20 protein-coding genes and 1 riboswitch are annotated in these 23,037 nt (G+C 35.0%); of the genes, 5 read left to right on the top strand and 15 right to left on the bottom strand.

Going from position 1 to position 23,037, the window contains the following annotated elements; translation table 11 throughout:
* Positions 1 to 40 precede the first annotated feature (40 nt).
* The 8 genes from JZO71_RS03765 to JZO71_RS03730 all read right to left on the bottom strand — a co-directional run bounded on the left by JZO71_RS03765 (position 41) and on the right by JZO71_RS03730 (position 9,517).
* A complete protein-coding gene (locus JZO71_RS03765; protein ID WP_242590378.1) occupies positions 41 to 1,945 on the bottom strand; it encodes a CDP-glycerol glycerophosphotransferase family protein in 1,905 nt (634 codons plus the stop codon).
* Positions 1,946 to 3,034 (bottom strand): CDP-glycerol glycerophosphotransferase family protein, encoded by a 1,089-nt coding sequence (locus tag JZO71_RS03760; RefSeq protein ID WP_206898259.1) that lies wholly within the window; start codon positions 3,032 to 3,034, stop codon positions 1,946 to 1,948. It abuts the gene before it with no gap.
* On the bottom strand, positions 3,022 to 4,047 hold the full coding sequence (locus JZO71_RS03755) for an alcohol dehydrogenase catalytic domain-containing protein (RefSeq protein ID WP_206898258.1): 1,026 nt from the start codon (positions 4,045 to 4,047) through the stop codon (positions 3,022 to 3,024). Before JZO71_RS03755 ends, JZO71_RS03760 begins: the two co-directional genes overlap by 13 nt.
* Positions 4,044 to 4,748, bottom strand: a complete 705-nt coding sequence (locus tag JZO71_RS03750) for an IspD/TarI family cytidylyltransferase (protein WP_206898257.1) — start codon at positions 4,746 to 4,748, stop codon at positions 4,044 to 4,046. The genes JZO71_RS03755 and JZO71_RS03750 overlap by 4 nt, the downstream gene beginning before the upstream one ends.
* 38 nt (positions 4,749 to 4,786) lie before the next feature.
* Positions 4,787 to 5,362, bottom strand: a complete 576-nt coding sequence (locus JZO71_RS03745) for an LCP family glycopolymer transferase (RefSeq protein WP_206898256.1) — start codon at positions 5,360 to 5,362, stop codon at positions 4,787 to 4,789.
* Positions 5,363 to 5,384: 22 nt separating this feature from the next.
* A complete protein-coding gene (locus JZO71_RS03740) occupies positions 5,385 to 6,191 on the bottom strand; it encodes a WecB/TagA/CpsF family glycosyltransferase (RefSeq protein ID WP_206898255.1) in 807 nt (268 codons plus the stop codon).
* On the bottom strand, positions 6,175 to 7,299 hold the full coding sequence (locus tag JZO71_RS03735) for a CDP-glycerol glycerophosphotransferase family protein (protein WP_206898254.1): 1,125 nt from the start codon (positions 7,297 to 7,299) through the stop codon (positions 6,175 to 6,177). Before JZO71_RS03735 ends, JZO71_RS03740 begins: the two co-directional genes overlap by 17 nt.
* A 481-nt stretch (positions 7,300 to 7,780) precedes the next feature.
* Entirely contained in the window at positions 7,781 to 9,517 is a 1,737-nt protein-coding gene (locus tag JZO71_RS03730) for a fibronectin type III domain-containing protein (RefSeq protein WP_206898253.1), read from the bottom strand.
* A 221-nt stretch (positions 9,518 to 9,738) separates the two neighbouring features.
* Between JZO71_RS03730 and JZO71_RS03725 the strand changes: the two genes are divergently transcribed.
* Together JZO71_RS03725 and JZO71_RS03720 are read left to right on the top strand one after the other, a co-directional pair.
* On the top strand, positions 9,739 to 10,581 hold the full coding sequence (locus JZO71_RS03725; protein ID WP_206898252.1) for an Rgg family transcriptional regulator: 843 nt from the start codon (positions 9,739 to 9,741) through the stop codon (positions 10,579 to 10,581).
* A 125-nt stretch (positions 10,582 to 10,706) separates the two neighbouring features.
* Entirely contained in the window at positions 10,707 to 11,351 is a 645-nt protein-coding gene (locus JZO71_RS03720) for a lytic polysaccharide monooxygenase (protein WP_206898251.1), read from the top strand.
* A 65-nt stretch (positions 11,352 to 11,416) separates the two neighbouring features.
* Here JZO71_RS03720 and JZO71_RS12540 read toward each other — a convergent pair whose 3' ends face one another.
* Positions 11,417 to 12,568: a 3D domain-containing protein gene (locus JZO71_RS12540; protein WP_347401329.1), complete on the bottom strand. Its 1,152-nt coding sequence runs from the start codon at positions 12,566 to 12,568 to the stop codon at positions 11,417 to 11,419.
* 181 nt (positions 12,569 to 12,749) lie between these two features.
* Positions 12,750 to 13,586 carry a putative ABC transporter permease gene (locus tag JZO71_RS03710; RefSeq protein ID WP_206898250.1) on the bottom strand — a complete coding sequence of 279 codons (837 nt, stop codon included), beginning with the start codon at positions 13,584 to 13,586 and terminating at the stop codon, positions 12,750 to 12,752.
* 176 nt (positions 13,587 to 13,762) lie between these two features.
* Here JZO71_RS03710 and JZO71_RS03705 point away from each other — a divergent pair, with 176 nt between their 5' ends.
* Positions 13,763 to 15,478, top strand: a complete 1,716-nt coding sequence (locus JZO71_RS03705; protein WP_206898249.1) for an ABC transporter ATP-binding protein — start codon at positions 13,763 to 13,765, stop codon at positions 15,476 to 15,478.
* 1 nt (position 15,479) lies between these two features.
* Complete coding sequence (locus JZO71_RS03700; protein WP_206898248.1) at positions 15,480 to 17,243, top strand: ABC transporter ATP-binding protein; 1,764 nt, start codon at positions 15,480 to 15,482, stop codon at positions 17,241 to 17,243.
* A gap of 44 nt (positions 17,244 to 17,287) precedes the next feature.
* Here JZO71_RS03700 and JZO71_RS03695 read toward each other — a convergent pair whose 3' ends face one another.
* Positions 17,288 to 17,824, bottom strand: coding sequence for a folate family ECF transporter S component (locus tag JZO71_RS03695; RefSeq protein ID WP_206898247.1), 537 nt, complete (start codon positions 17,822 to 17,824; stop codon positions 17,288 to 17,290).
* 36 nt (positions 17,825 to 17,860) lie between these two features.
* A riboswitch (THF riboswitch) is annotated at positions 17,861 to 17,964 on the bottom strand.
* A gap of 157 nt (positions 17,965 to 18,121) precedes the next feature.
* Positions 18,122 to 18,553, bottom strand: coding sequence for a methylglyoxal synthase (locus JZO71_RS03690; protein ID WP_067482555.1), 432 nt, complete (start codon positions 18,551 to 18,553; stop codon positions 18,122 to 18,124).
* Positions 18,554 to 18,757: 204 nt separating this feature from the next.
* Here JZO71_RS03690 and JZO71_RS03685 point away from each other — a divergent pair, with 204 nt between their 5' ends.
* Positions 18,758 to 19,867 carry an ABC transporter ATP-binding protein gene (locus JZO71_RS03685; RefSeq protein ID WP_206898246.1) on the top strand — a complete coding sequence of 370 codons (1,110 nt, stop codon included), beginning with the start codon at positions 18,758 to 18,760 and terminating at the stop codon, positions 19,865 to 19,867.
* Between the two features lie 276 nt (positions 19,868 to 20,143).
* On the opposite strand, the gene JZO71_RS03680 is transcribed toward JZO71_RS03685, so the two are convergent.
* From JZO71_RS03680 to JZO71_RS03670, 3 genes are all read right to left on the bottom strand, one after another.
* On the bottom strand, positions 20,144 to 20,617 hold the full coding sequence (locus tag JZO71_RS03680) for a hypothetical protein (protein ID WP_206898245.1): 474 nt from the start codon (positions 20,615 to 20,617) through the stop codon (positions 20,144 to 20,146).
* A gap of 56 nt (positions 20,618 to 20,673) precedes the next feature.
* Positions 20,674 to 21,414, bottom strand: coding sequence for a helix-turn-helix domain-containing protein (locus JZO71_RS03675; RefSeq protein WP_206898244.1), 741 nt, complete (start codon positions 21,412 to 21,414; stop codon positions 20,674 to 20,676).
* Between the two features lie 745 nt (positions 21,415 to 22,159).
* Positions 22,160 to 23,017: a LysR family transcriptional regulator gene (locus tag JZO71_RS03670; protein ID WP_206898243.1), complete on the bottom strand. Its 858-nt coding sequence runs from the start codon at positions 23,015 to 23,017 to the stop codon at positions 22,160 to 22,162.
* Positions 23,018 to 23,037 lie beyond the last annotated feature (20 nt).

Genomic DNA, 23,037 nt, shown 5'->3' with positions numbered 1-23,037 from the left:
TATATACCTCTTTTTCTTACGCTATAGTTATTAAATCATTTTATTTTTTACTTCCCCATTCAGGAATAATTTTTCCATCGTCTGTATATCTAACCGTTTCGTTTTCTATCTCTTCTTCATAAAAATCATTCTTTAAATAATCAATTAGCCGATCCGTCGATTTCCCATCTAGATCATCAAAATAATAGTTTACAAAATCTGTAATTTTTTTTGTGTCTACGGTCTGATCTTGTATTTGAGTAATTAATTCATCTGTATTTGAAGCGTATGATCCAGGAATAAAATTAAAGTAATCATAATAAAAATTTCTAGAACTCATATATTCTGCTAAATCTGGACTAAAGAAAATCATTTTTTTCCCTAATAAAGCATATTCAAAGCATACTGAAGAATAATCGGTAATTAAAATATCAGTAACCAATAACAAATCATTAATTTCTCGGTAATCAGATACGTCGTAGAAGAACTCTTGATATTCGTATGGAATATTAGGCTTATTATGAACAAATGGATGGATTTTTAATAAAAATATCCAGCCTTCTTTATAAAATTTATCAAAGAGTTTTTTAAAATCAATTAATTCAAATGGATAATGTGCAGATTGTTGACCATTACCACGAAACGTTGGCGCAAATAAAATTATCTTTTTTCCTTTAAGAAAAGTTAATTCATCATATAAATGTTCTTTTATTTCGTGCTGTAGCTCTTTATCAAAAAACATATCTGTTCTTGCCGCACCTAATGCATAAACATTGTCTCTCGGCACACCAAAGCCTTCAGCATATTTATCAGCAATATTTTCAGAGCTCACAATAACTTTAGTATAATTCTTATGATCCATTGAATCTTTTCTAGGACCGCCAGGCATTCCCAATCGAGAGTATCCAAATGTTTTAAAAGCACCGACAGCATGCCAAACTTGAACTAGATCACTATCTTCCCGAATATTTACTGGATAAATCATTGGGTAATAATCGTCTAAAATAATATATCTACTTCGAGCTAAATTGTATGCCATTGTTATAATTTCAAATAGTGTCTTTTTCTCTTTAATACTCGACTTCAAATAAAATTGAATATCAAAATCCTGAGGGTTATCCAGCATTTTTTTATAAATATACTCAAAGTTACCTGAGATATCTATTCTACTGTCAGAAACAAAAGATATTTGTTTTTTCTTTACAGGAAATATCTTAAAAAGATTATACAAATGTTTAAACAAAGATTTTTTTGTTTTTCTAACTGCTGGTAAGTCCATAACAATTTCTTCTTCTATATCAAATTCAAGTGGATTAATGTCCGATAGCAACTTAGACTGGATCTCAAATTGTCCTGTATCCACACCTAAAACAGCTGTCAAACTGTATTTTTTATTACTCTTAGCAGAAAAACTAAACATATTAGTTGATAATACAAAATCTGTTTTTTGATTCCTAATATTTCCTAATTGGGTAATTACCTCTGACCATGAATCATCAATAAACTGTTTTATTTTGATTTTCAACTCATATTTACCTGGATTTATTGGCTTCCCATTAATTTTACTAAAATGGATTTTCCCTCTATATTTATCAAAATTTACATAGCCATTTTCATCAACTGACTCGATATTTTGAATAGGAAATTCATAATCAATCGTATTTCCTTTTTTGTTAACTAAAATTAGATACTTTTCTATCCCATCCTGTGAAATTGGTTCTGGCGCATTTTTGATACGAACGGACCCTTCTATTTCCATTGCACTTGAATTAAAGTAAATCGAATCAACTACTTTATCAACCACATACTCAGCCATATCAAATTGATTTAACAATAATTCGGCCGTTTCCTCATCCATATTAGATAATGCTGATAACAGGCTTTTAGCTGCTTCATCTCTACCTAAGTAATCTGGGTATTCACTTTTTGGATGATTTGATTCTTCTTTCTTTGTGACCTTAACCATCTAATCTTTCCTTCCTAACAGATCTTCAATCAGTAAAATAGCATTTTTTAAAGCGTTCTTACTTTCCATAGTTAACTGTGCTTCAGTTATTTTATCCACAGCAAAAAAATCATAATTATTTTCTCCAAATAATCGATAGCAATTCTTATATTCCGTTATTTTAGGGAATGGATACTCTTGAAACAGATTAGCAGAGAAAAAACCTACTTGTGCTTTATACGTTTCATAATCTGGCATATAAAGATAAATTGGTCTGCGCAAAATACTGAAATCAATTATCAACGAAGAATAATCGGTAATCAGGATTTTACTTGCCAACAATTCATCGTAAAAATCATCAGTACCAACTAAATAGCTAGGATCAATCCCCGTGCTATCCACATAAGGATGTAACGATATTTTTAATTGTTTGTCTGAATTAGTACTGTTTTCTTCAAAAGACTGAATCATTTGTCTGACCAATTTTTTTGAATAATCATTCTTACCGCTTCGATAAGTTGGAGCATAAAATATTTGCTCTTTTACTTCTCTTGTCTCTTTTGATTTTTCATACATATAAAACAATTGCAGTGATCCTGTAACAATTGTCTGACTTACCGCTACTCCCAAAGATCTTGCATAAATTTCTCTGTCACTTTCTTTATTCACAAAAACATAATCATAATTTTTATGAGGAATCAATGTATTATTACCTTCATAATTGCCAAATTGTTTCATTGTCCCAGCTGCATGCCAAATTTGAATCACTTTGTTTCTTTTTTTCTTGTAATACAGCGCATTGATAGCAAAAAAATGGTCATCTACTATAACCACTTTTGAAGTTGCTAAATTATATAAGGATATAACACTATTCTTGAAATATTTTTTTTGTCCCTCAATTCGGCTAAAATAAAAATTGTGAACAGTAACATTTTCATTAGTTTGCAATTCTTTTTCAATTAGTTTCAACCCAATTGAAGGCTCGACTGAACGAGCACTCATTAGATACACTTGCTTTTTATTTTGCTTATAAAAAGTAGAAAAAAACAAATAAATTAGTGTAAAAGTAATTTTCAACCCTGTAATTTTGATTTTTTCTATAAATTCCATTCCATTACAGCTTTTCCCCAAGTATTTTGTAGTTCTTTCTCAAAGAATTCATGTACATCTTCAATTGTGTCTACTTTTTCAGTTATTCCCACTAAACTTTTCAAACGATTTCTTGCACCAGGATGTTCATTTAAAAAATTGACCGTTTTGACAAAGTCTTCTCGTCCACTACGGCTGCTTCCAATTAGAGTAAGACCACGTTCTAAAACCATTCTTGTATTGATTTCTACATATTGTTCAGAGACACCCATTAAAGCAATTGTTCCTTCTGGCTTAATGTGATCAATAATCTGATCAATTGCATCTTGACTTCCCATACCACCAACACATTCAAAAGCTTGTGATATTTTTAAGTCAGCTGGAATAGCATCTATTTGATATGTTTTATGTGCAAATGAAAAATACTGTAATTTATTTTCATTCTTACCGAAAACAACGATCTTCGCTTCAGGAAAATGCCGTTTGAGCAGTAAACTAGTGATAAACCCTAAATTTCCGTCTCCCCAAACACCAAATACATCTGTATCATCGTTCATTCTTTTTATCATCCTACTAATAGAATGCATTGATACAGAAATCAGTTCAATATATGCTGCAACAACAGATGGCATGTCATCTGGAACTGCAACTAAACGATCAGGAGAAGTAAATACATACTCTTGCATTAATCCATCAAATCCACTTGAACGAAATTTAGAGCTAGGTAAGTAATTTTCGTGAATAGTATGGGAATTTTCTTGTGGTGTATTTGGTATAACAATTACTCGTTCACCCGTTTTGTAAGTGCCTGTGTAATCTTTAACGACCTCTGCTACACCCTCATGAATTAAAGCCATTGGCAATTTCTTTTTTAAAGCTTCTTTTCCACGTGTTCCTGTATAGTAACGCTGATCTGCATGACAAATAGATAAGAATCTTGGACGTACAATTGTTGTATTATCAGTTATTTTTTCATCAATCATGAACGTTTCAAACTGTCTTGGTGCTGTTAAACGAACTACTTGGTTAATCATTGTTTGCGCTCCTTAAGTATTGCATTTGCTATTGTTAGATCATACGGTGTCGTTATTTTGATATTAAATAGTTCACCCTTCACCATTTTTACTTGTTCTCCTGCTAGCAAACATATTTTACAAGAGTCGCTCAAAATTTCTTTTTGGTCATCCGTTAACTGAGCATAAGAACTTTTTACTGTATTAATTTTAAATGTTTGTGGTGTCTGACCTTGATACATTTCTTCACGATTTGGAATATCGGTAATCAATTGATCTTTCCCACGAACTATTGTATCAAAAGCTGGAACAACCGTATCTACAGCGCCAAATTTTTCCGCTGCTTCTAAATTTTCATCGATAATTCGCTTAGTAATGAATGGTCGAACAGCATCATGAACTAATAAAATATCATCATCTGTAACATCATAATTTTTTTCTATATAAAGAATTGCATTATTCAGTGTGTCGTTTCTTTCTTTACCACCTTCAATGATGATGACACGACTATCATCTACATATTTATTAACGATGTCTTGAGCATATTGAATCCAATCTGCAGGGCAAGAAATAATGATTTTCTCAAATTCTTGATTTAAGATAAATTTTTCTAAGGTATGAATAATGATAGGTTTATCTCCTAACATTAAGAATTGTTTTGGCATTGGGATATTTCCCATACGCTTGCCAACTCCACCAGCCATAATCTGTGCAAATTTCATTATTAAATCCTCCATTTTATAAATCACTAAATATACTATTAATTTATTATATTTAGAATAACTTCTTTTTTGATTTTTTGCTTTGTACCAGTAACATAATGAGAGCTCATTTTCATAATAGAAGACAGCGTGATATCTGTCTTCATAATTGATAACATCCTCTTTATTTCTTTATGGATGTTCAAAGGATTTCTCCCTTTTATTACTTTTTGAGTAGCAAGGCGAAAAACATGCTCCTGTCTCGCAAAAGTATCGTTATCCTCATTAAATTCAAAAAATGCAATCAAATTTTTTTGATCAAGCTTAACTTTTCCTTTTTTATAAAAAACATCATTATGAATAAAATCACTTGGATTTGATACCTCAATCCATTCTGTTTCATCTAACAGTTGCTCTAAGAACAATTGCTTAGGAATAACAATATATTTATCATATGGAAAAATATTTTTTATTTTCTCTAAAAAATCGGATAATTCCATACTACAAAATAAATGACCTATTCTATTGTTTTCTACTTCTACAGATGGAGCAATTCTTTTCAAACTATTATCTTTTTGTGAATATAAATAAAACGTTGATTGATCCTTATCATCTAATATTGCTAGTATTTTCAATAATACACCTTCCAACTTAACTTCAATGAATTTGATTATTGGTTTGTTTTTCTATTTTTTTTGTATTCGACTCGGGATATTCTCTTTGCACTCTAATTGTTACATCTTTATGTCGCACAACCGAGTATAAATACTTCGGTATCTGCACCAATCGATCATAACGCTTCATCGAAAGTGACCGATAAAGCCATTCGAGGTTATTGTCTAAATAAAATTTTGGTGCCCGCTTGACTGCTCCCGCAAGGACATCAAAGGTGCCTCCTACATCTAGAAAAACTTTGGCATTCAATTGATCTACGTTTCTTTCCAAAAAAATTTCTTGCTTAGGTGATCCCAAGGCAACAAAGAGAAAGGTACAGTTTGCTTGATTAATTTTTTTAATCACTTCTTCTGTATTTCTGCTTGTGTAACCATGAAGTGTGCCCCCCACTTCAATATTCGGATATTTTTCTTGAATATTTCGTGCTGCTTGGTTCACTACATCTTTTTTGGCTCCATATAAAAAAATCCGGTAACCAAATTGATTCGCAAACTGCAAACTTCTTTCCATCACTTCAATACCAGTTATCCGTTCACGAATATTCCCTCGTAGCATTTTAGAAGCCTTGACTACGCCAATCCCGTCAGCGATTCGATGTGTCGCCCGCTCCAAATAAGCTTTCACCTCTGGATACTGGTAAGCTTGCAATGTAATTTGAGGATTAACACTTGTGATCAACATTTTTTTATTTGCAGCTAAATATTTTGGAATGTCCTCCACGATTGTTTGATAGGTTAAATTATCAACAGGGACGCCGCTTATGTATTCTGTCCTATTCGTTTTTTCCACCAATCTCACCCAGTTCCTTTTTCACTAATGCCATTATCTCTCCAACAGTTTCGCCGTTTTCATACTGATTCCATAACAGTTTTGCTTTTTTTAGCAATTGTTCATTTGCTTCATATGAATAGGATTGAATTGCTTGCCCCAACAATTCCTGACTCTTCACGACTGGTCCAGGTACCCACTCAAGAAAATCCTCTTGAATCCCTGGATTTTTCTTATACTTATCAAAATCAGGACAGAAAAAAATAATTTTTGGCTGTTCCTGTATAGTAAGATACTCAAAGGTACTCGCCGAGTAGTCCGTAATCAATAATTTTACATTTGGATAACTTTCCATGATGTTTTGGTTCCACCAATGTACATTTTTAGGTAAGGTCCAATTTTCTTGATTGATCGTTGGATGTAGATGTACGTAAAATTGTTCTTCCGATAGTTTAGAAAACGTAGCTAATGCTTGTCTAAAAATGTGTTCCATATCTTTTTGTTCTGGACGATACGTCGGTGCGTATAAAATAAATTTTTTTGTTTGTTTAACCGTTTTTGCTACTTTACGGGCTGTTTCTAATCTTAGAGAACCTAACTTTTTAGTCACTTTTAAATTTAAATCATAGCTTCTTTGAAAAATACCTGCCATCTTATCTGAATTGACTACTACATAGTTGAAAGAGTTGTAAACTTTTTGAAATCTCTTTTGGTCTTGGTAACTACGTTGCTTCGTCTGCGGATCATCCCAACCAAATTTTTTGATTGCACCATCAGCATGCCACACTTGAATGACTATCTGGTCGGAAGCCGTCACTGCTAATTCAGGAAAATAGTTATCAACAATAATCACTTTTGCTTGTTTTAATAAAGAAAGATTTCTTCCTAAAAAAAGACTTTTAGGAGTAAACGGACGAACATCGATTCCTCCACTCTTTAACTTCTCCGCATACTTGCGGCACTTGTCTACAAAAAAAACAGTCACCTTTCCTGGATAGTTCAAGTGAAGCTGCTTGATTAAGTCGCCTTCATTAAACGAAAAACTCATGATGTACACTATCGTCGAGGTCAATTTTCTTTTAGGCCAAAGCATTGCAGCGGTCATATATCCATTTTTCACTATATTCATCGCTGATCTACTCCTTCCCAACCTAACAACTTTGTCACCTGATCAATATTTTTTATCCTCTTTGTCCACGAAATGCACACAAAACAATCGATAAAAAATCAATTTTTGGTCTATAAAAAGGCAATATTTGATCTAATTATACAGAACAATGTAGCTGGTTAAAAGGTGATTTGTTATATGTAATATCTAAGAAATGTTCGCGTAACATTCTTTTAACACAAACGACTTATTCGTAAAGAAACTCCTTTTGATAATCGTTATTTTTTAGCTAATACTAATAAAAAATCACAGATATACCGTTTTGTATGCACCAGACTGAAAAAAGAAGCACCTTTTAACTCCTTTATATTTAATAAAACGAACATTATATAACAAAACAAACATCTAACTATGAGCTAAAAGATCAACTGCCTTTTTTCACTAATTAAATGTTTGTTTGCATAATTTATTTTTTTATTTGTTTTTTTATTTGTTTTTTAATTTATTTACTTAACTTCTCCCATAAAGCCGGTGCTTGATCCGGACTCCAAACAGCTATCGATGTGTGTGCCTGCAAGCATTTATATTGATGGCCTTGGTGAGTCACCCTATCCCCCGCATGATACGTGACTCCAACTTTCCACGCTTGGACTTCGCCACTCTCAGAAGTTGTCGTTCCTGTCACTTGTTGACTGAAATCAGAGAGACCCATTCGATTGACTGCTTTGATTTGATACATGTAAGTTGTTTCTGGTGTTAAATTTTGATCCGTGAATTGATTTTCAGTTGTTGTTGCCACTTTTTTATTTTCACGATAAATCTCATAGGTAGTCACTTCTTCTTCTGATGCATTGTTGTCCCATGTTAAAGTTAAACTATTTGCTGTAGCTTTGCTAATTTTTACATTCGTGGGTGCAGATGGCTTGTTTAACTCGGATGCCTCTTTTGTAATCACATCCAGCTTAGTTGAGTGCGCAGATTGATTACTTGACGTATCTACTGCTACAACTGTATAGCTATAGTTTGTTGCTGCTGATAAACCAGTATGCACAAAATTTGTTGTTTTGCTTGTGCCAACTAACTGATTTTTTTCATAAATATTGTAATGATCTACTTTGACATTATCAGTAGAAGCTTTCCAAGATAACGAAACACTGTTTGAGGTCGCAGATGCTGTTAAATTCGTTGGAACAGTTGGTTGCTCTGTATCAGGTACCTGTTCTTCAAATAATCCTTGATAAGCGTGTGCAAACGACTCATTGTAACCAATCCCCGCTGAATTTTTTCCTTCATCCCAGTTCACACTCCACGTCATGATTCCTTTTAAAGGAGTCCCTTTTGTCGCTAGCGTTTCAAACACTTGATAGACAACATTCGAATCTTTGACATAACCATTTGCCGCTGCATCTTGATTGGCTGGAAGTCCTAAGGCCAATTTACTTGCTGGGATATGAATGAAACCATTATTTCCTTTGTCAAATGCATCTGAGATTCCATATAAGAATTCAAATTTTTTACTATCGTTGTTTTGAGCAATCCATTCTGAGCCAACGCTAATGCCATCTCCGGCTTGATTATAAAGCTGTGGAGCAATAAAATCATAGTCGTTTTCCAAGGCAGTGATATAAGGTACATATTTCCCTGCTGTTCTCAAATACGGAAATTCTGGAGCCATTGAAATAATAAAGTGTTTATTTTGTTGTTCATAATGGTTGCGCACAATTTTTAACGCTGCCGGGATTACTTTCGCATTATCTCCTGCTGCTACAGCCGTTTGTTCTAAATCAATATCCAAGCCATCAAAGCCATAAGTATCTACCAAGCGAATAATTTCATTGGCAAAAGCTTGTTCTTGTCCAGTTGAAAGTTCAATATGCGAATCTGCGCCACCTAATGATAAAAGAACCGCACGATCTTGCGCATTTAAAGTTGCCACTTGTCTTCTGAATGCTTGATCACTCATATTATACGGTTTGAAAGTAGGGATTCCTTCACCTTTCATAAAGGCAACAGAAATGACATTGTAAAAGGAATTGATTTGATCTAACTGGACATCAGCGGGAGCTCCGCCCATATAACCTGCGCCCATTTCTCCAGGCCAATTATGATAATAACCAACCGAAATTTGCTTGTTTGCAATACTTGGCATTTCATCTGCTGTATCCGCAGCGACACCATTTGCACAACCAAATATTCCTCCAATGACACTAATTGAAAATAACAATAATTTTTTTTGCATTCTTTTTCCTCCAACACTTATTTTATTTTAAAATCCTTCTCAATTATAAATTATCTCTTATAAAAAAGACTTTTTTGTACGCTATTGCAACAAAACATTCCTTAAAACAAAAGGAATTTCACACTTTTTAATAAAAAGGCAACACAAAAGAAGAATTTCTTCACCTCAGCTGTGATATGTTATCTTAAACTAGAAATAAAATAACAAAGGGAGTGTTTAGTATGCCAAAACATGCTTTTTTGATCCGGAAGTTAAGGAAAGAACGTGGTTTTACTCAGGAACAGTTGACCATGGGAATTTCCCAACGAGGAACACTCGCTGCTTTCGAATCTCGTGGCACAAAAATCAGTTTTGAGCTTTTGATTAGTTATCTAGAAAAAATGAATGTGACTTTAGAGGAATACGAATTTTTACTAAACGATGGTTCACTGTCGCCAAAGCAAAAATTAACCAATTATTTTCTTACAACTCCTGCACTCACTTCTGCACAGGAAGATGAATTACTAAAAGAATATGAGAACACTGGAAATATTTTTTATCGTTTACTTTACGCCCAACGGAAAATCATTCTTAATCATTTAGAAAAAGAAACAATCACTCCTGAGGTCAAAAAAGAAGCACAACTAATTATGAATTATTTAGAACATATCGATACTTGGGGGCACTTTGAGCTTTCAGTCTTTTCAAGATGTCTTTTTATTTTTAAAACAGATTATATCGTACGTTCCTTCTATCATAGTGTCACTAAAATGGGGATCTACCAAGATACTGCTGTTCAACAAAACTTATTAGCCAATTTTATTTTAAATGGCGTCAGGCTGTCCTTTACTCGCTCATCCGCTTCTTTAAGGACTCTTTTTCTTACTGAACTAAGAAAACTAGCAGAATTACATACAAATAGCTTAAATATGGCTTATTATAAAATTTTTTCTGCCTTGGATCGTTTATCTCAAGGGGATCAAAGCGCGATTCCCGAAATCGATCAAGGAATTCATTTTTTTAATTGGTTAGGTCTAACGACAATGACGGACTTCATCCTTCGATTAAAGAGCACGTATAGTTGATCAAATAATTTTTTGTTGCAATAACATACAAAATAATTTTTCAAAACTGTTCCATTTTATACTACTTGTTGTTGAGATAATTGAGTTTTATCTCAAACAAATGATTTATTTTGGAGGGTTTCAAGATGAAAAAGAGTACACTGCTAGGGTTAAGTTTTATTTTAGTTGCAACTGGGTTTACTGCATTAACGACAGTTTCTGTTGATGCACACGGGTATGTCAAAGAACCAGCAAGTCGTGGTTATCAAGGCTTTTTAGACAAAGATCATCTAGGTTGGAGCGCTGCTCATGATAAATATGGTGCAGTCGTTGATGATCCTCAATCATTGGAAGCCAAAAAAGGCTTTCCGCAAGCTGGACCCGCAGACGGGCACATTGCTTCAGCTGATGGCGTATTGGGAGATTATACTTTAGACAAACAAACAGCTGATCGTTGGACAAAACACACAGTATTCACTGGGAAAAATAATTTTTCTTGGACATTTACCGCCGACCATGCAACAACAAAATGGCATTATTATATTACAAAAAATGGTTGGGACCAAAACAAGCCCTTAACTCGGGATGAATTACAATTGATTGATACAATCGATCACGATGGAGATGTTGCCTCAACAGATAAAACTCATGAAGTAACAATTCCTACAGATCATCTAGGCTACCACGTTGTTTTAGCCGTTTGGGATATTGATGACACACCAAATGCGTTTTACAATGTAATTGATGTGAACGTCAAACAAGGAAATCGCTTGACTAATTTAGCACAATAAAAAGAAAGGCTGAGACAAAACGCGCACGCGCTTTGTCTCAGCCTCTTTTTTATTTATGAAAAATTTTAACTCATGACAGTTACTTTTACTTGGCGACGTCCCCAAGCAACACATTCTGCAACCGTTGCAAAGTGAACATCAATGATGTTTCCTTTGATTGCGCCTCCTGTGTCAGCAGCGATTGCCACACCATAGCCTTCAACATTCACGATTGAATTTAGTGGAATCACGCTGGGATCAACGGCAATTGCTTGTGGATTGTCATATAAATCTAACCCACTGGCAGTGATATGTCCTGAACCCGGTTCTGAATAAGAATAGGCTGTAGATTCCATCATACGGGTAGCACCTGATGTTGGTACTTCCTCTTTTGGTGTGTCTTCTTTTGGCTTTTCTTTTGATTGTTCCTTGGCTGGCTCAGTTTCCTTCTCTGCGTTTTCTGCTGCCAATTTTTGGGCTTCTTCTTTTTCTTTTGCTTTTTGTGCTTCTTCTTTTGCTTTTTCAGCCTGTTTTTGTGCTTCTTCTTTTGCTTGTTTTTCAGCAGCTTCTTTTTTCGCGTTTTCTGTAGCAATTCGCGTTTTTTCAGCTTCTTTATTCTTAGCAATTTCGCTAAGCGTCACTTGATTATCTGTTAGTTTTTGTTTTAAATAATCGACTTTTTCATTCAAAGAGTCCGCTTCGACTTCTAAAGAAACTTGATTATCCTTTAATGAAGTTTGTGTATCCTCTAATTTTTGATTAAGATCAACTAACTTTTGTCTTTGACTATCCAAATTAGCGATTTTATCTTTTTCTGCTTGATGAAGAACACGAACAGCGTATGCGCGATTGATAAATTCGGCCACAGTTTCAGCATCTAAAAGGGCTTGTAAATTTCGCTCATTCGAACCATTGATTTGCACCTCTTTTAGTCGTTGTGCAACGGCTTCTTTGCGTTTTTCAATCGTTGCTTCAGTCTCCTTGATTTCTTGTTTTGATTTATCAATCGTTTGCTTATTTTGATCGATTTCTTGTTTTATTTTCTCAACTTCTTGATACTTTTCATTGACATCATTTAATGCCACTTGTACTTCGACACTGATTTCTTCACCCTGACGTTTTGCAACTTGTTCTTTTTCATTTAAAGAATCAAGCGATTCTGCTTGAGCCACTAAGGGTAGTGCTAAATTTGCTGACAATAAGACAGCAAGCATAACTAAGGCTTTTTTTGCCTTCACGAACTCCAACACCTTTCTCCTAAAATACCAACTCTTACATTATACAAATGATTATTACAATTCATATGTCAGAAATATTACAATTTATTACAAATACAATTCGTTTTCAATGAACGATTAGCCAAAATAAAAAGCAATTGAACTTTTTTTGTTCAACTGCTTTTTTGAGCAAGGATATAGGTTATTTTTTCTTACGCAATTCTTTTACTAATTGGCGAATTTCATTCACATCTTTTCCTTCTTTCAACGATAGTTGCGGGAAATTCTTCAAGAAGCGACGTTGCGTATAATTCAAACGTGGTAAGTAATCATTCGTTTTCGCTGACTCTTTGAATGCCTGTAACCAATCAGTAGCAGCTTTTTTCTCTGGTTTTGAGACAATTCCCTTACCGAAAACTGTACCTGAAGTTTTTTGACGTTCTTCCCATTCGTCTTTGGTTTTTTCAAAGACTTCTTGCAAGTTTGCTTTTTGTTCATTGATTGCTTTTTGCAAATCTGTGACTGCTTTTTGGAAACTTTGTAAGTTCGCCAATGTGTAACCAAGGTCCATCATGATTAATCCAATCAAGATAACTGGTAAATAAAAACCAAATCGTTCCGCCAACAATTGCTCTAAAATCAAAATATGCGGATGGATCACCTTTACGATCAAGACACAGCCAACACCCCAAAAAAGTGAAACTGGTACAGCAACTCTCCCATTGATATTCAACGGAACATCGTGGTAATCCCACCAAGTGGCATGAAATAATTTTTCCAAGCCAAAGCTCGTCAAGTACTCCAAAATCGTGACCAGAACGGTTGATAAAACATACAATAAAACAAGATTTGATTGGAAGGGTTCGATAAAATACAACACGCCCAAAATACCAAAGCCATAGATTGGCGTAATCGGACCAACCAAAAATCCTCGATAGACAAAATGCTTGGCTTTAATGGAACAATAAACAGTTTCCCATAACCAACCGACAAATGAGTAAATAAAAAATAGCAATACTACACGAATAAACTCGTTCATACGTACCTCCTTTTTTCTTTTCATTGTATCAATTAGCCGAAAAAATGAAAAGAAACTCTAATGAAAGAGCTTGCTGGCTTTTCATTCCAAATTTCATAAGCTACAATGTGTAATGTACTTATCACTTTTCTTCTACTATAAATATAGAAAAAATTTTACTATTCAGGAGGAATCATATGATTCAGTTATTGCGTTATGCAAAAGACTATCGTAAGCAAATCATTTTGGGACCCTTTTTCAAATTCCTTGAAGCAGTTTTTGAATTAGTTCTTCCCTTACTGATGGCTTCGTTGATTGATAACGGACTTAAAAAAAATGATACAGGTGTGGTCATTCAAATGGGTGTTTGGATGGTTGTCATGTCGATCATCGGACTGATTTGCGCGATTATTTGTCAATACTATTCTTCAATCGCTTCCCAAGGTTTTGGTACAGAATTACGCAATCAACTTATGAAAAAAATCAATACACTTTCTCACAGCGAGCTAAATCATTTTGGAACAGACACCTTGATTACTCGCATGACCAATGACATCAATCAATTACAATTAGCGTTGGCAATGGTTATCCGCTTATTGATCCGCGCACCGTTTTTAAGCATTGGTTCTGTTGTGATGGCCTTTATCATTGATTGGCAAATTAGTCTATTCTTCTTACTTTTTTTACCTATTTTTGCGGTTATCTTGTATTTTATTATTAAAAAGACAATTCCTCTTTACCAAAAAGTACAAGAAAAATTAGATTATTTAAACGAAATCGTTAGTCAAAATCTTAGTGGTGTTCGTGTGATTCGAGCCTTTGGTCGAACAAAAACAGAAGTCAAAAGTTTTGACGAAAGCACCGATGATTTAGCAAAGAATTATTTGCTCGTTTCCAATATTTCCGCACTTTTGACTCCTGCCACCACTTTGATCATGAATGTAGGAATTATTTGTCTGTTGACAGTTGGTGGAATCAAAGTCAATATTGGTGGACTACAACAAGGACAAGTTTTAGCGTTGATCAACTACATGAACCAAATGTTGTTAGCTTTGATCGTTGTTTCTAACTTAGTCGTGATTTTTACCCGAGCTGAAGCTTCAGGAAAACGGGTCAAAGAAGTCTTAGCAATGGAAAATTCGATTCAAGAAGCATCAGATGCAAGCACGCCTGAACTTGATAGTAAGATAATTGTTGAATTCAAACATGTAGATTTCCGCTATACACCTGCTTCTGGTTTATCTTTAGAGAATATCAATTTTCAAGTGAAGAAAAATGCTGTCGTCGGAATCATTGGACCCACTGGTAGTGGCAAAACCACTCTGACTCAACTAATTCCTCGTTTTTATGATGTAAGTAGCGGTGAAGTTCTCGTTGACGAATTAAATGTCCGGCAATGGGAAACAGAAAAATTGCGAGAGCAAATTGCCATGGTTCCTCAAACAGCTGTGCTCTTCACTGGCTCTATCCGCGACAACTTACATTGGGGCAAAACAAACGCCACAGATGAGGAATGCTGGGAAGCTTTAGCCATTGCACAAGCTGATGAGTTTGTTCGTCAACTTCCTGATGGTTTGGATACTAAGGTGATGGAAAATGGAAAAAACTTTTCTGGTGGGCAAAAACAAAGATTGACTATCGCACGCGCCTTGATTGCGAAACCAGCCTTGCTGATTCTTGATGATTCGCTAAGCGCACTTGATTATCAAACAGATTTGAATTTACGCAAAGCATTGAAAACTTCTCTTGATTGTACCGTACTGATTATTTCTCAAAGGGTTCGCTCAATCCAAGAAGCAGAAACTATTTTAGTCATGGATCAAGGACGGATTGTTGCTCAGGGAACAAATGATGAACTATTACGTACATCAAAAGAATACCAAGAAATCGTGGCGTCGCAGGAGGAGGAATAAAATGAAACAAAAAAAATTCTCAATGCAGTTATTCAAGCGATTTGTCCCCTACTTGATGGCTTATCCTAAAGAAATTGCTTTAGCGATTTTCTTTGGTCTATTGAATGGTATTGCAACAGTGGTCATGACGCTACAAATTGGCCAAAGTATTGATTTGATGATTGGTATCGACCACGTTCAATTTCAAGAACTCTTTCATTTATTATTACTTTTTGGTAGCGTAGTACTCGTTAATGTTCTTAGTCAGTGGTTGATCCAAGTCTTAAGTAATCGGCTTGCTTACCTCTCTGTAGCGGCGCTAAGAAAAGATGCTTTTGAACGATTGAACCGTTTGCCTCTTCGTTATTATGACCAAACTGCTCATGGAAATATCGTCAGCCGTTTTACCAATGATATGGATAATATTTCGATTGCCATTGCAGCAGCATTCAATCAACTATTTTCTGGTGTTGCAATCATCATTTTATCCTTTATCTTTATGATTCATTTGAGCCCGTTGTTAACTGTTGTCGTCTTGTGTGCCACCCCGATTATTTTTTTAGTCAGCTTTCTGGTTGCACGTTCTTCTCAAAACGACTTTAATCAACAGCAAAAAATTATTGGAGATATTTCTGGATTTGTTACTGAACGGATCGGTAATCAAAAAATCGTGAAAGCTTTCCAACAAGAGTCTGCTAGTCAACAGGCATTTGAAACATTGAATCAGGAACTTTATGTCAAAGGACAACGTGCTCAATTTTCTTCTTCTTTGACAAATCCTTCTTCGCGTTTTGTTGATCATTTAGCTTATCTCTCAATTGGTTTAGTTGGTGGATTACTCGCTTTACGAAGCGGTTCAGCAATTACCGTTGGTGTTATCTCAAGTTTTACCATCTACTCGAGTCAATTCTCTAAACCTTTTATCGAATTATCTGGTATCACTACGCAAATTCAAACTGCCTTTGCTGGATTAGATCGAGCATTTGAGTTGATCGATCAACCTGAAGAGACACCTGATGCCCCAGATGCATTTGCTTTAGATCCCCAAACGATCAAAGGAGAAGTTGTTTTCGAACACGTTTCCTTTTCATATGATCCAAATCAACATTTGATTGAAGACTTCAATTTTAGAGCAAAACCTGGGCAAACAATTGCGATTGTTGGAAAAACAGGAGCTGGAAAATCGACACTAGTCAATCTTTTAATGCGTTTTTATGATACGAATAGCGGAAAAATCCTGATTGATGGCCACAATCTTCGTGATATCAAACGAACGACTTTGCGTAAAAGCTTCGGGATGGTTTTACAAGACACTTGGTTATTTGATAGTTCCTTACGTGCAAACCTACGCTATGGCAATCCAAATGCTAGCGATGAGGAAATCAATGAAGCATTAAAAGCTGCCTATATGTATGAATTTGTCGAACGGTTACCTGAAAAGCTTTCAACCAAAATCGGCGGGCAAGGACTAAAAATTTCCGATGGTCAGCGACAACTATTGACCATTGCACGAACAATGATCAGTAATCCACCCATGTTGATTTTAGACGAGGCAACTAGTTCTGTTGATACGCTGACTGAAAAGAAGATTCAACAAGCATTCTTGACAATGATGGAAGGAAAAACTAGCTTTGTGATTGCCCATCGGCTTTCTACCATTAAAAATGCTGACCAGATTTTAGTCATGGATCAAGGACACATCGTCGAAATGGGGACGCATGATGAATTAGTAAAAAAAGCAGGCTATTACAATCAGCTTTATCAAGCACAATTTACACATCAATAAAAAAAGGCAATCTTCTGGGATGGGAAGATTGCCTTTTTTTATTTTTATTTCGTACGAACTGTTAGACTTTGTAAAATCTTTTTGTAAGGGATACTCCGCCCAACATAGTAAATTGCAATTGATTGAAGTGGGATCCAAATGACTGTTTTCAACAATCTTGGTGCCCAAACGACCCAACTAAATAAAGGGACGTGATACATCAAAGCTAGCCAAAGCGGTGTCAAAATCAAATTGATAATCAACGTGACACTCAGCGTTGCTAAGATAGCATTCTTCCAAGTGATTTCCTTTCGATAGAAAAAGAAACCATAAATCGCACCTTCGATGAAAGCATTCAACGTAAATCCAATAAAGAAAGCTGATTTTGAGAATAATGCCATTCCAACAAGGTCAGCTAACACCGCTCCTATACCAGACCAAAAAGGACCAAATAAAATCCCCATGATGACCTGTGGAATAAATGTTACACTGATTTTGATAAAAGGTGTTTCGATAGATATTAGTCGTGATAAAGTAACCATTAAGGCAATCAATAGCCCCATGATCGCAATCATCCGTGCATCTAATCGATTTTTTTTCATTTTAGCATCTCCTTTAAGAGCTGCTACACAATAATATGCAGCGAATGCGAAAATAAAACCGCGAACAAGCTCTCTTGTCCTTCGTCCGGGCGGCAACATCCCATCCTCCCAGCACTTAACGCTTTATTTCCTACTCTGATTTTATTTTGGGAAACAATTCCCTCACAAAATATAACATAATTATCAGTGACTAGCAAACAGGAAAACTGAATGTTTCTATGATTTTTTTCTTTTATGTTCGCTATTCAACAAGTTCCATTAGTATTTATTCATATTATTGGATAAAATGCCGAAAATTCATTCATGTTCCGTCGAAATCGCTTCTTTTTCCATTTCATGAACGACCGTCCGAAAATCTAAATATCCCGCTGCTAATCCACGCAATAAAACTTCAGCTGTGCCAATATTGGTTGCCAAAGGTATTTCATACACATCTGATAAACGAATCAATGCTGTTACGTCTGGCTCATGTGGCTGTGCCGCAAGTGGATCACGCAAGAAAATGACTAGATCAATTTCGTCTTCAGAAATCATTGCCCCAATTTGTTGGTCGCCTCCCAACGGACCTGATTTAAAACGATGAACCGGCAAATTCGTTGCCTCTTGAATTCGTAAACCTGTTGTCCCAGTAGCATAAAGCTCGTGTTTCGCTAAAATCGTTTGATAAGCTGTCGCTAATTTAATCATTAATGGTTTCTTTCGATCATGTGCAATCAAAGCAATTTTCATCAGTCACACTTCCCTTCTTTTCTTTAGTGTAACAAACTTAGGAAAACGTTTAAATTTTTTGTTACCATTTTTTTGATTTTCTTTGTTCCTTTGTCACTCTGACCAAAAAACAGACAAATTCTTGTTCATTCTGCCATTGCAGAAGGTTAGCGATTTCATTTATACTTTAGTCAAATAAAACTTATAGAAAGTGTGGAATTTACTATGGTAGAAATGGCGTTGACACATGTTTATAAAAAATACGATAATGCAGAAAATTATTCAGTTACTGATTTTAATTTAAATATCCAAGATCGCGAATTTATTGTTTTTGTTGGACCATCTGGCTGTGGGAAATCAACTACTTTACGTATGATTGCTGGTTTGGAAGACATTACGGAAGGCGAATTAAAAATTGGCGAAAAAGTCATGAATGATGTAGCTCCAAAAGATCGTGATATCGCAATGGTTTTCCAAAACTACGCTCTTTATCCTCATATGACTGTTTTTGATAATATGGCATTTGGTTTGAAATTAAGAAAATACGACAAAGCAGAAATCAAAAATCGAGTTGAAAATGCGGCAGAAATTTTAGGTCTAACCGAGTACCTAACTCGTAAACCAGCTGCATTATCTGGTGGACAACGGCAACGTGTGGCTTTAGGTCGTGCAATCGTTCGTGATGCCAAAGTCTTCTTGATGGATGAACCTTTATCAAACTTAGATGCTAAATTGCGTGTAGCGATGCGTGCAGAAATTGCTAAATTACACCAACGTTTAGAAACAACAACTATCTACGTGACCCATGACCAAACAGAAGCGATGACAATGGCAGATCGAATCGTTATTATGAAGGATGGATTTATTCAACAAATTGGTTCACCAAAAGAAGTTTATGACACACCAGTGAATGTTTTCGTTGCTGGATTTATCGGTTCTCCTGCAATGAACTTCTTCAATGTAACGCTAAATGACGGCGTGATTACTGATGGTCACGGATTAAGACTTCGTATTCCAGAAGGAAAAAATAAAATCTTAGTGGAAAAAGGCTACAACGGCAAAGAAGTCATCTTTGGTATTCGTCCTGAAGACATCCACAGTGAACAAATTGCTTTAGATGCTTCACCAGAAGCAGTCGTTCATTCTGAAGTTGTGGTTTCAGAATTATTAGGTGCAGAAACAATGCTTTACACAAAAACTGGCTCAACTGAATTTATTTCAAAAGTCGATGCACGTGACTTCCACAAACCAGGCGAGATGATTGACCTTGCTTTCAATATCAATAAAGGACATTTCTTCGATAAAGAAACAGAAGATGTGATCACTTTACCTTAATTTTAATTGATGCCCCCTTTTTAAGAGCTGTACCGCAACCAACGGTGCAGTTCTTTTTTTGCCATACTAGGGACTTGTTCGATTACAAAAAAAGATAAAAGAGCTTGGGACAAACGCGTTCAGCTCTGAAAAAAAAAGTTTGGAAATAGCTCTGTCTATTTTTGAAATTATTCGGCTTGTTTTTTGAGAAATTTACTTTTTGAACATCATTTGTTCGTAAAAAAGTGTCTGAAACATTCATCAAAATGATGATGTTCCAGACACTCGTTGCTTATTTTAAAACATCATATTCATTCCATAATTCATGGCACTGGAAGATAAGTTTCTTAAACCGAAATAATACGTTGCAGTAGCTGATGTTGTATCAGCGATTGAAGCTGGTGTCCCGTACACTTCCCAATATTGGATTTGCGCACCATTTTGATTTACAATCATCGCTCTCGGACTCCAATCACTATCATGATTAGTAGTTAGGTAAGTATATCGAGTGTTTCCTGCAATCGTAAAGCTGTAGCCTGTTACATCACCGCTTAAAAGCTGTACATCATGATAGATAAAAGGTGTTACACCTGGGATTTCTTTATCTAGTAAGACGAGCTTATTCTCGTTGATCACATATCTCCCTTCAGAAGTCGTACAAAGAATGTCAGTCAAGCCAGACTTACGCTCATCTATGTAAATTTTCCCCAGTTCTGGCGCCACATCGTTAGTAATTTCAGCAGCTTGTGCTGGCTGACCAAACAGTAACATTCCAAATGTAACCAATCCAAGACAAATAAATTTTTTCCTTTCTAAACACTCCTTTTTTATTTTTCCCAAATCACCCGTTGCTCTTTTGCTGTACTTGGGGGATCTGCGGTATTATCGTCAATCAAGATAATCTTTTTAGGAATATCCATGTACTCGGTATCCCTAACATACTGTGCAGCGACAAAACTCAATTTTGGAAAATAGTTGGTCGGAAAAGGTTCCCCTTTATACACTTTATTTTGTGAAAGATGAATATACGCAGCTCCCGTATTATTATCAAAATGAAAAACCCATCCCGGTTCTTTCCAACCTTCACGTAATTTTACATTTGCGGTGATTTCAGGAACTCGATATTTATTATCTTTACCATAAGGGATTTCTTTAACCGTAACATCCATGATATCTGTCAAAGGAATAATATACTCGACTGGTTCTTTTTTTACTTTTTCTTTTTTTGTACTCTGATTCGCCGTGTTCAGAAAAAGCAAACCAATCAACAGTGCACAGATCAAGCAAACCAAAAAACCAAATCCAAAATATTTTTGTTTCTGATTCAAAGAACCCATTGTTTTTATTGTCTGATTGTTGTCAATTGTCTCTTCTTCATCTTTAATTAAATAATCGACTGTTACTCCATATAATTTACTTAAAGTAATCAGGAAAGAAAGATCAGGATATGTTCTCGACACTTCCCAGCTTGAAACAGTGGAGCGTGCAACATTCAATATTTTGGCAATATCTTCTTGCGTATACTCATTCTTTAGACGTTCTTCTTTCAGTTTGTCTCCTAAACTCATTTTTGTTCCCTCCATTAAATAATTGTCTCAATCAGATTAACGGAAGTTGTTAACCAAGTTAAGACAAAATTCATAGCTAGTAGGCTTGCTACAAAACATATCGAAGCCATTTGGAGCTTTTTTACATAGCAAACGAACTAAATTACTAATCAGGAAGACAATTGAGCATATAAATAACAATATTATATCGCAATTAAAAAACAATATGTACTCCAATCACGCCAAACAAAAGTTATTTTTATTCCAACCACCTCTTCATTTAATCGTACGATTTTATTTATCAGGCACCTTCAGTTACACTATATCACAAAAAACAACGCTTTCAATAAGTTTTTTATTATTTTTAATTTTGGGTACGCATCTTAGACTTTCTATTTTAAAATTTGTTTTTTTTAGAAAAAATATTTTTTAAAATTTTCTTTTAAAAGAACAATCAAAATATTCCCCATTAAACCTCTCACTTTTTTTGGCAGCTATTTTCTAGATGCCATAAGCTAATTGATTGCTAATGTAAAAAAAAAAGGAAGTGCTCCTACATTCCCTTTCGATACTTTTATTCTAAAGTAAAAGGCTTGCTCTACCTTTTTTACTTATTAATTATTTTCAAAAAGCACTCTACCATATTTTTACTAACTTTCCCACCAATGAACCGCTCGATTTGACGGAAGGGCATATTGATAATAAAGTACATATTATTTGACCAAATCAGATTTTTTTTGCTTGCAACGAATAGCTAAACAACTTTTCACAGTAAAGTTAGGAGTTGATTTGCCGCATTAGAAAATACTCGATTTTTTTTCCAAACAATATTTATTGTGGCATATAAGCTTGGACTTAGAGGGACAAACTGAAGATCTGTTCCCTCTGTATTAATGATTCCTTCAATACATAAAGCACTTGCAACGTCTTCTTTCACCATCACTGATGCATTATAAAGTAAGTTATAGGTACCCACAATATTTAAATTATGAAGATTCGTTCCAAACCATTCGGCTAATTGATTGTCTACGGATGATTGATTTGAAATCAGTAAGGGTATTTCTTTTAACTCCTCGGCTAATACAAATTCCTGTTTCGATAATGGGTTTTTATTATTTAGAAGTATGCCCCAGCGATCTTTTGGAGGTAATTGCTTATACTCGTACTTTTGTTTGGACACCGGATCAATAACCAGACCAAAGTCTAATAATCCTTTATCTAATTTATCCAATACATCATCAGCATTTCCACTATATATTTCTACTTTAATGTCTGGATGATCAGTAATTAATTTGTGTACAAGACCAGCAATAACTCCAAATGCTTCCGTTTCTCCTCCGCCAATTGTGATTTTCCCACTGATAACGGATTGATTTGTAAGATTCGAAATCGTTAAGTCAACTAGAGTCATTATTTCTTGTCCTCTGTTTTGCAAGTAAATGCCGTCCTCAGTTAACGTGATTTCACGACTCCCACGTTCGAAAAGTTTGATACCTAATTCCTGTTCTAATTCCTTTAATTGCTTTGATAAGGTTGGCTGTGTGACATGCAAAGTTTTCGCAGCTTTGCTGATTGTTTTTTCCCTTGCAACAGTCAAAAAGTAATTTAGTACTCGTAGTTCCATCCAATTCCTCCTATAACGAA

Source organism: Candidatus Enterococcus courvalinii, from assembly GCF_017315945.1.
GTDB classification, from domain to species: Bacteria; Bacillota; Bacilli; order Lactobacillales; family Enterococcaceae; genus Enterococcus_B; species Enterococcus_B courvalinii.
The sequence above is the reverse complement of the archived record's forward strand: the minus strand, read 5'-3'. Positions and strand labels throughout refer to the sequence as shown.

Coding starts and splice junctions, on each gene's coding strand:
- JZO71_RS03735 (WP_206898254.1), bottom strand. CDS start 7,299: ATGAATATAGTGAAAAATGGATATATGACCGCTGCAATGCTTTGGCCT.
- JZO71_RS03720 (WP_206898251.1), top strand. CDS start 10,707: ATGAAAAAGAGTACACTGCTAGGGTTAAGTTTTATTTTAGTTGCAACT.
- JZO71_RS03705 (WP_206898249.1), top strand. CDS start 13,763: ATGATTCAGTTATTGCGTTATGCAAAAGACTATCGTAAGCAAATCATT.
- JZO71_RS03730 (WP_206898253.1), bottom strand. CDS start 9,517: ATGCAAAAAAAATTATTGTTATTTTCAATTAGTGTCATTGGAGGAATA.
- JZO71_RS03755 (WP_206898258.1), bottom strand. CDS start 4,047: ATGATTAACCAAGTAGTTCGTTTAACAGCACCAAGACAGTTTGAAACG.
- JZO71_RS03695 (WP_206898247.1), bottom strand. CDS start 17,824: ATGAAAAAAAATCGATTAGATGCACGGATGATTGCGATCATGGGGCTA.
- JZO71_RS03675 (WP_206898244.1), bottom strand. CDS start 21,414: ATGAGTTTAGGAGACAAACTGAAAGAAGAACGTCTAAAGAATGAGTAT.
- JZO71_RS03680 (WP_206898245.1), bottom strand. CDS start 20,617: ATGTTACTGTTTGGTCAGCCAGCACAAGCTGCTGAAATTACTAACGAT.
- JZO71_RS03750 (WP_206898257.1), bottom strand. CDS start 4,748: ATGAAATTTGCACAGATTATGGCTGGTGGAGTTGGCAAGCGTATGGGA.
- JZO71_RS03725 (WP_206898252.1), top strand. CDS start 9,739: ATGCCAAAACATGCTTTTTTGATCCGGAAGTTAAGGAAAGAACGTGGT.
- JZO71_RS03700 (WP_206898248.1), top strand. CDS start 15,480: ATGAAACAAAAAAAATTCTCAATGCAGTTATTCAAGCGATTTGTCCCC.
- JZO71_RS03690 (WP_067482555.1), bottom strand. CDS start 18,553: ATGAAAATTGCTTTGATTGCACATGATCGAAAGAAACCATTAATGATT.
- JZO71_RS03760 (WP_206898259.1), bottom strand. CDS start 3,034: ATGGAATTTATAGAAAAAATCAAAATTACAGGGTTGAAAATTACTTTT.
- JZO71_RS03710 (WP_206898250.1), bottom strand. CDS start 13,586: ATGAACGAGTTTATTCGTGTAGTATTGCTATTTTTTATTTACTCATTT.
- JZO71_RS03765 (WP_242590378.1), bottom strand. CDS start 1,945: ATGGTTAAGGTCACAAAGAAAGAAGAATCAAATCATCCAAAAAGTGAA.
- JZO71_RS03670 (WP_206898243.1), bottom strand. CDS start 23,017: ATGGAACTACGAGTACTAAATTACTTTTTGACTGTTGCAAGGGAAAAA.
- JZO71_RS03685 (WP_206898246.1), top strand. CDS start 18,758: ATGGTAGAAATGGCGTTGACACATGTTTATAAAAAATACGATAATGCA.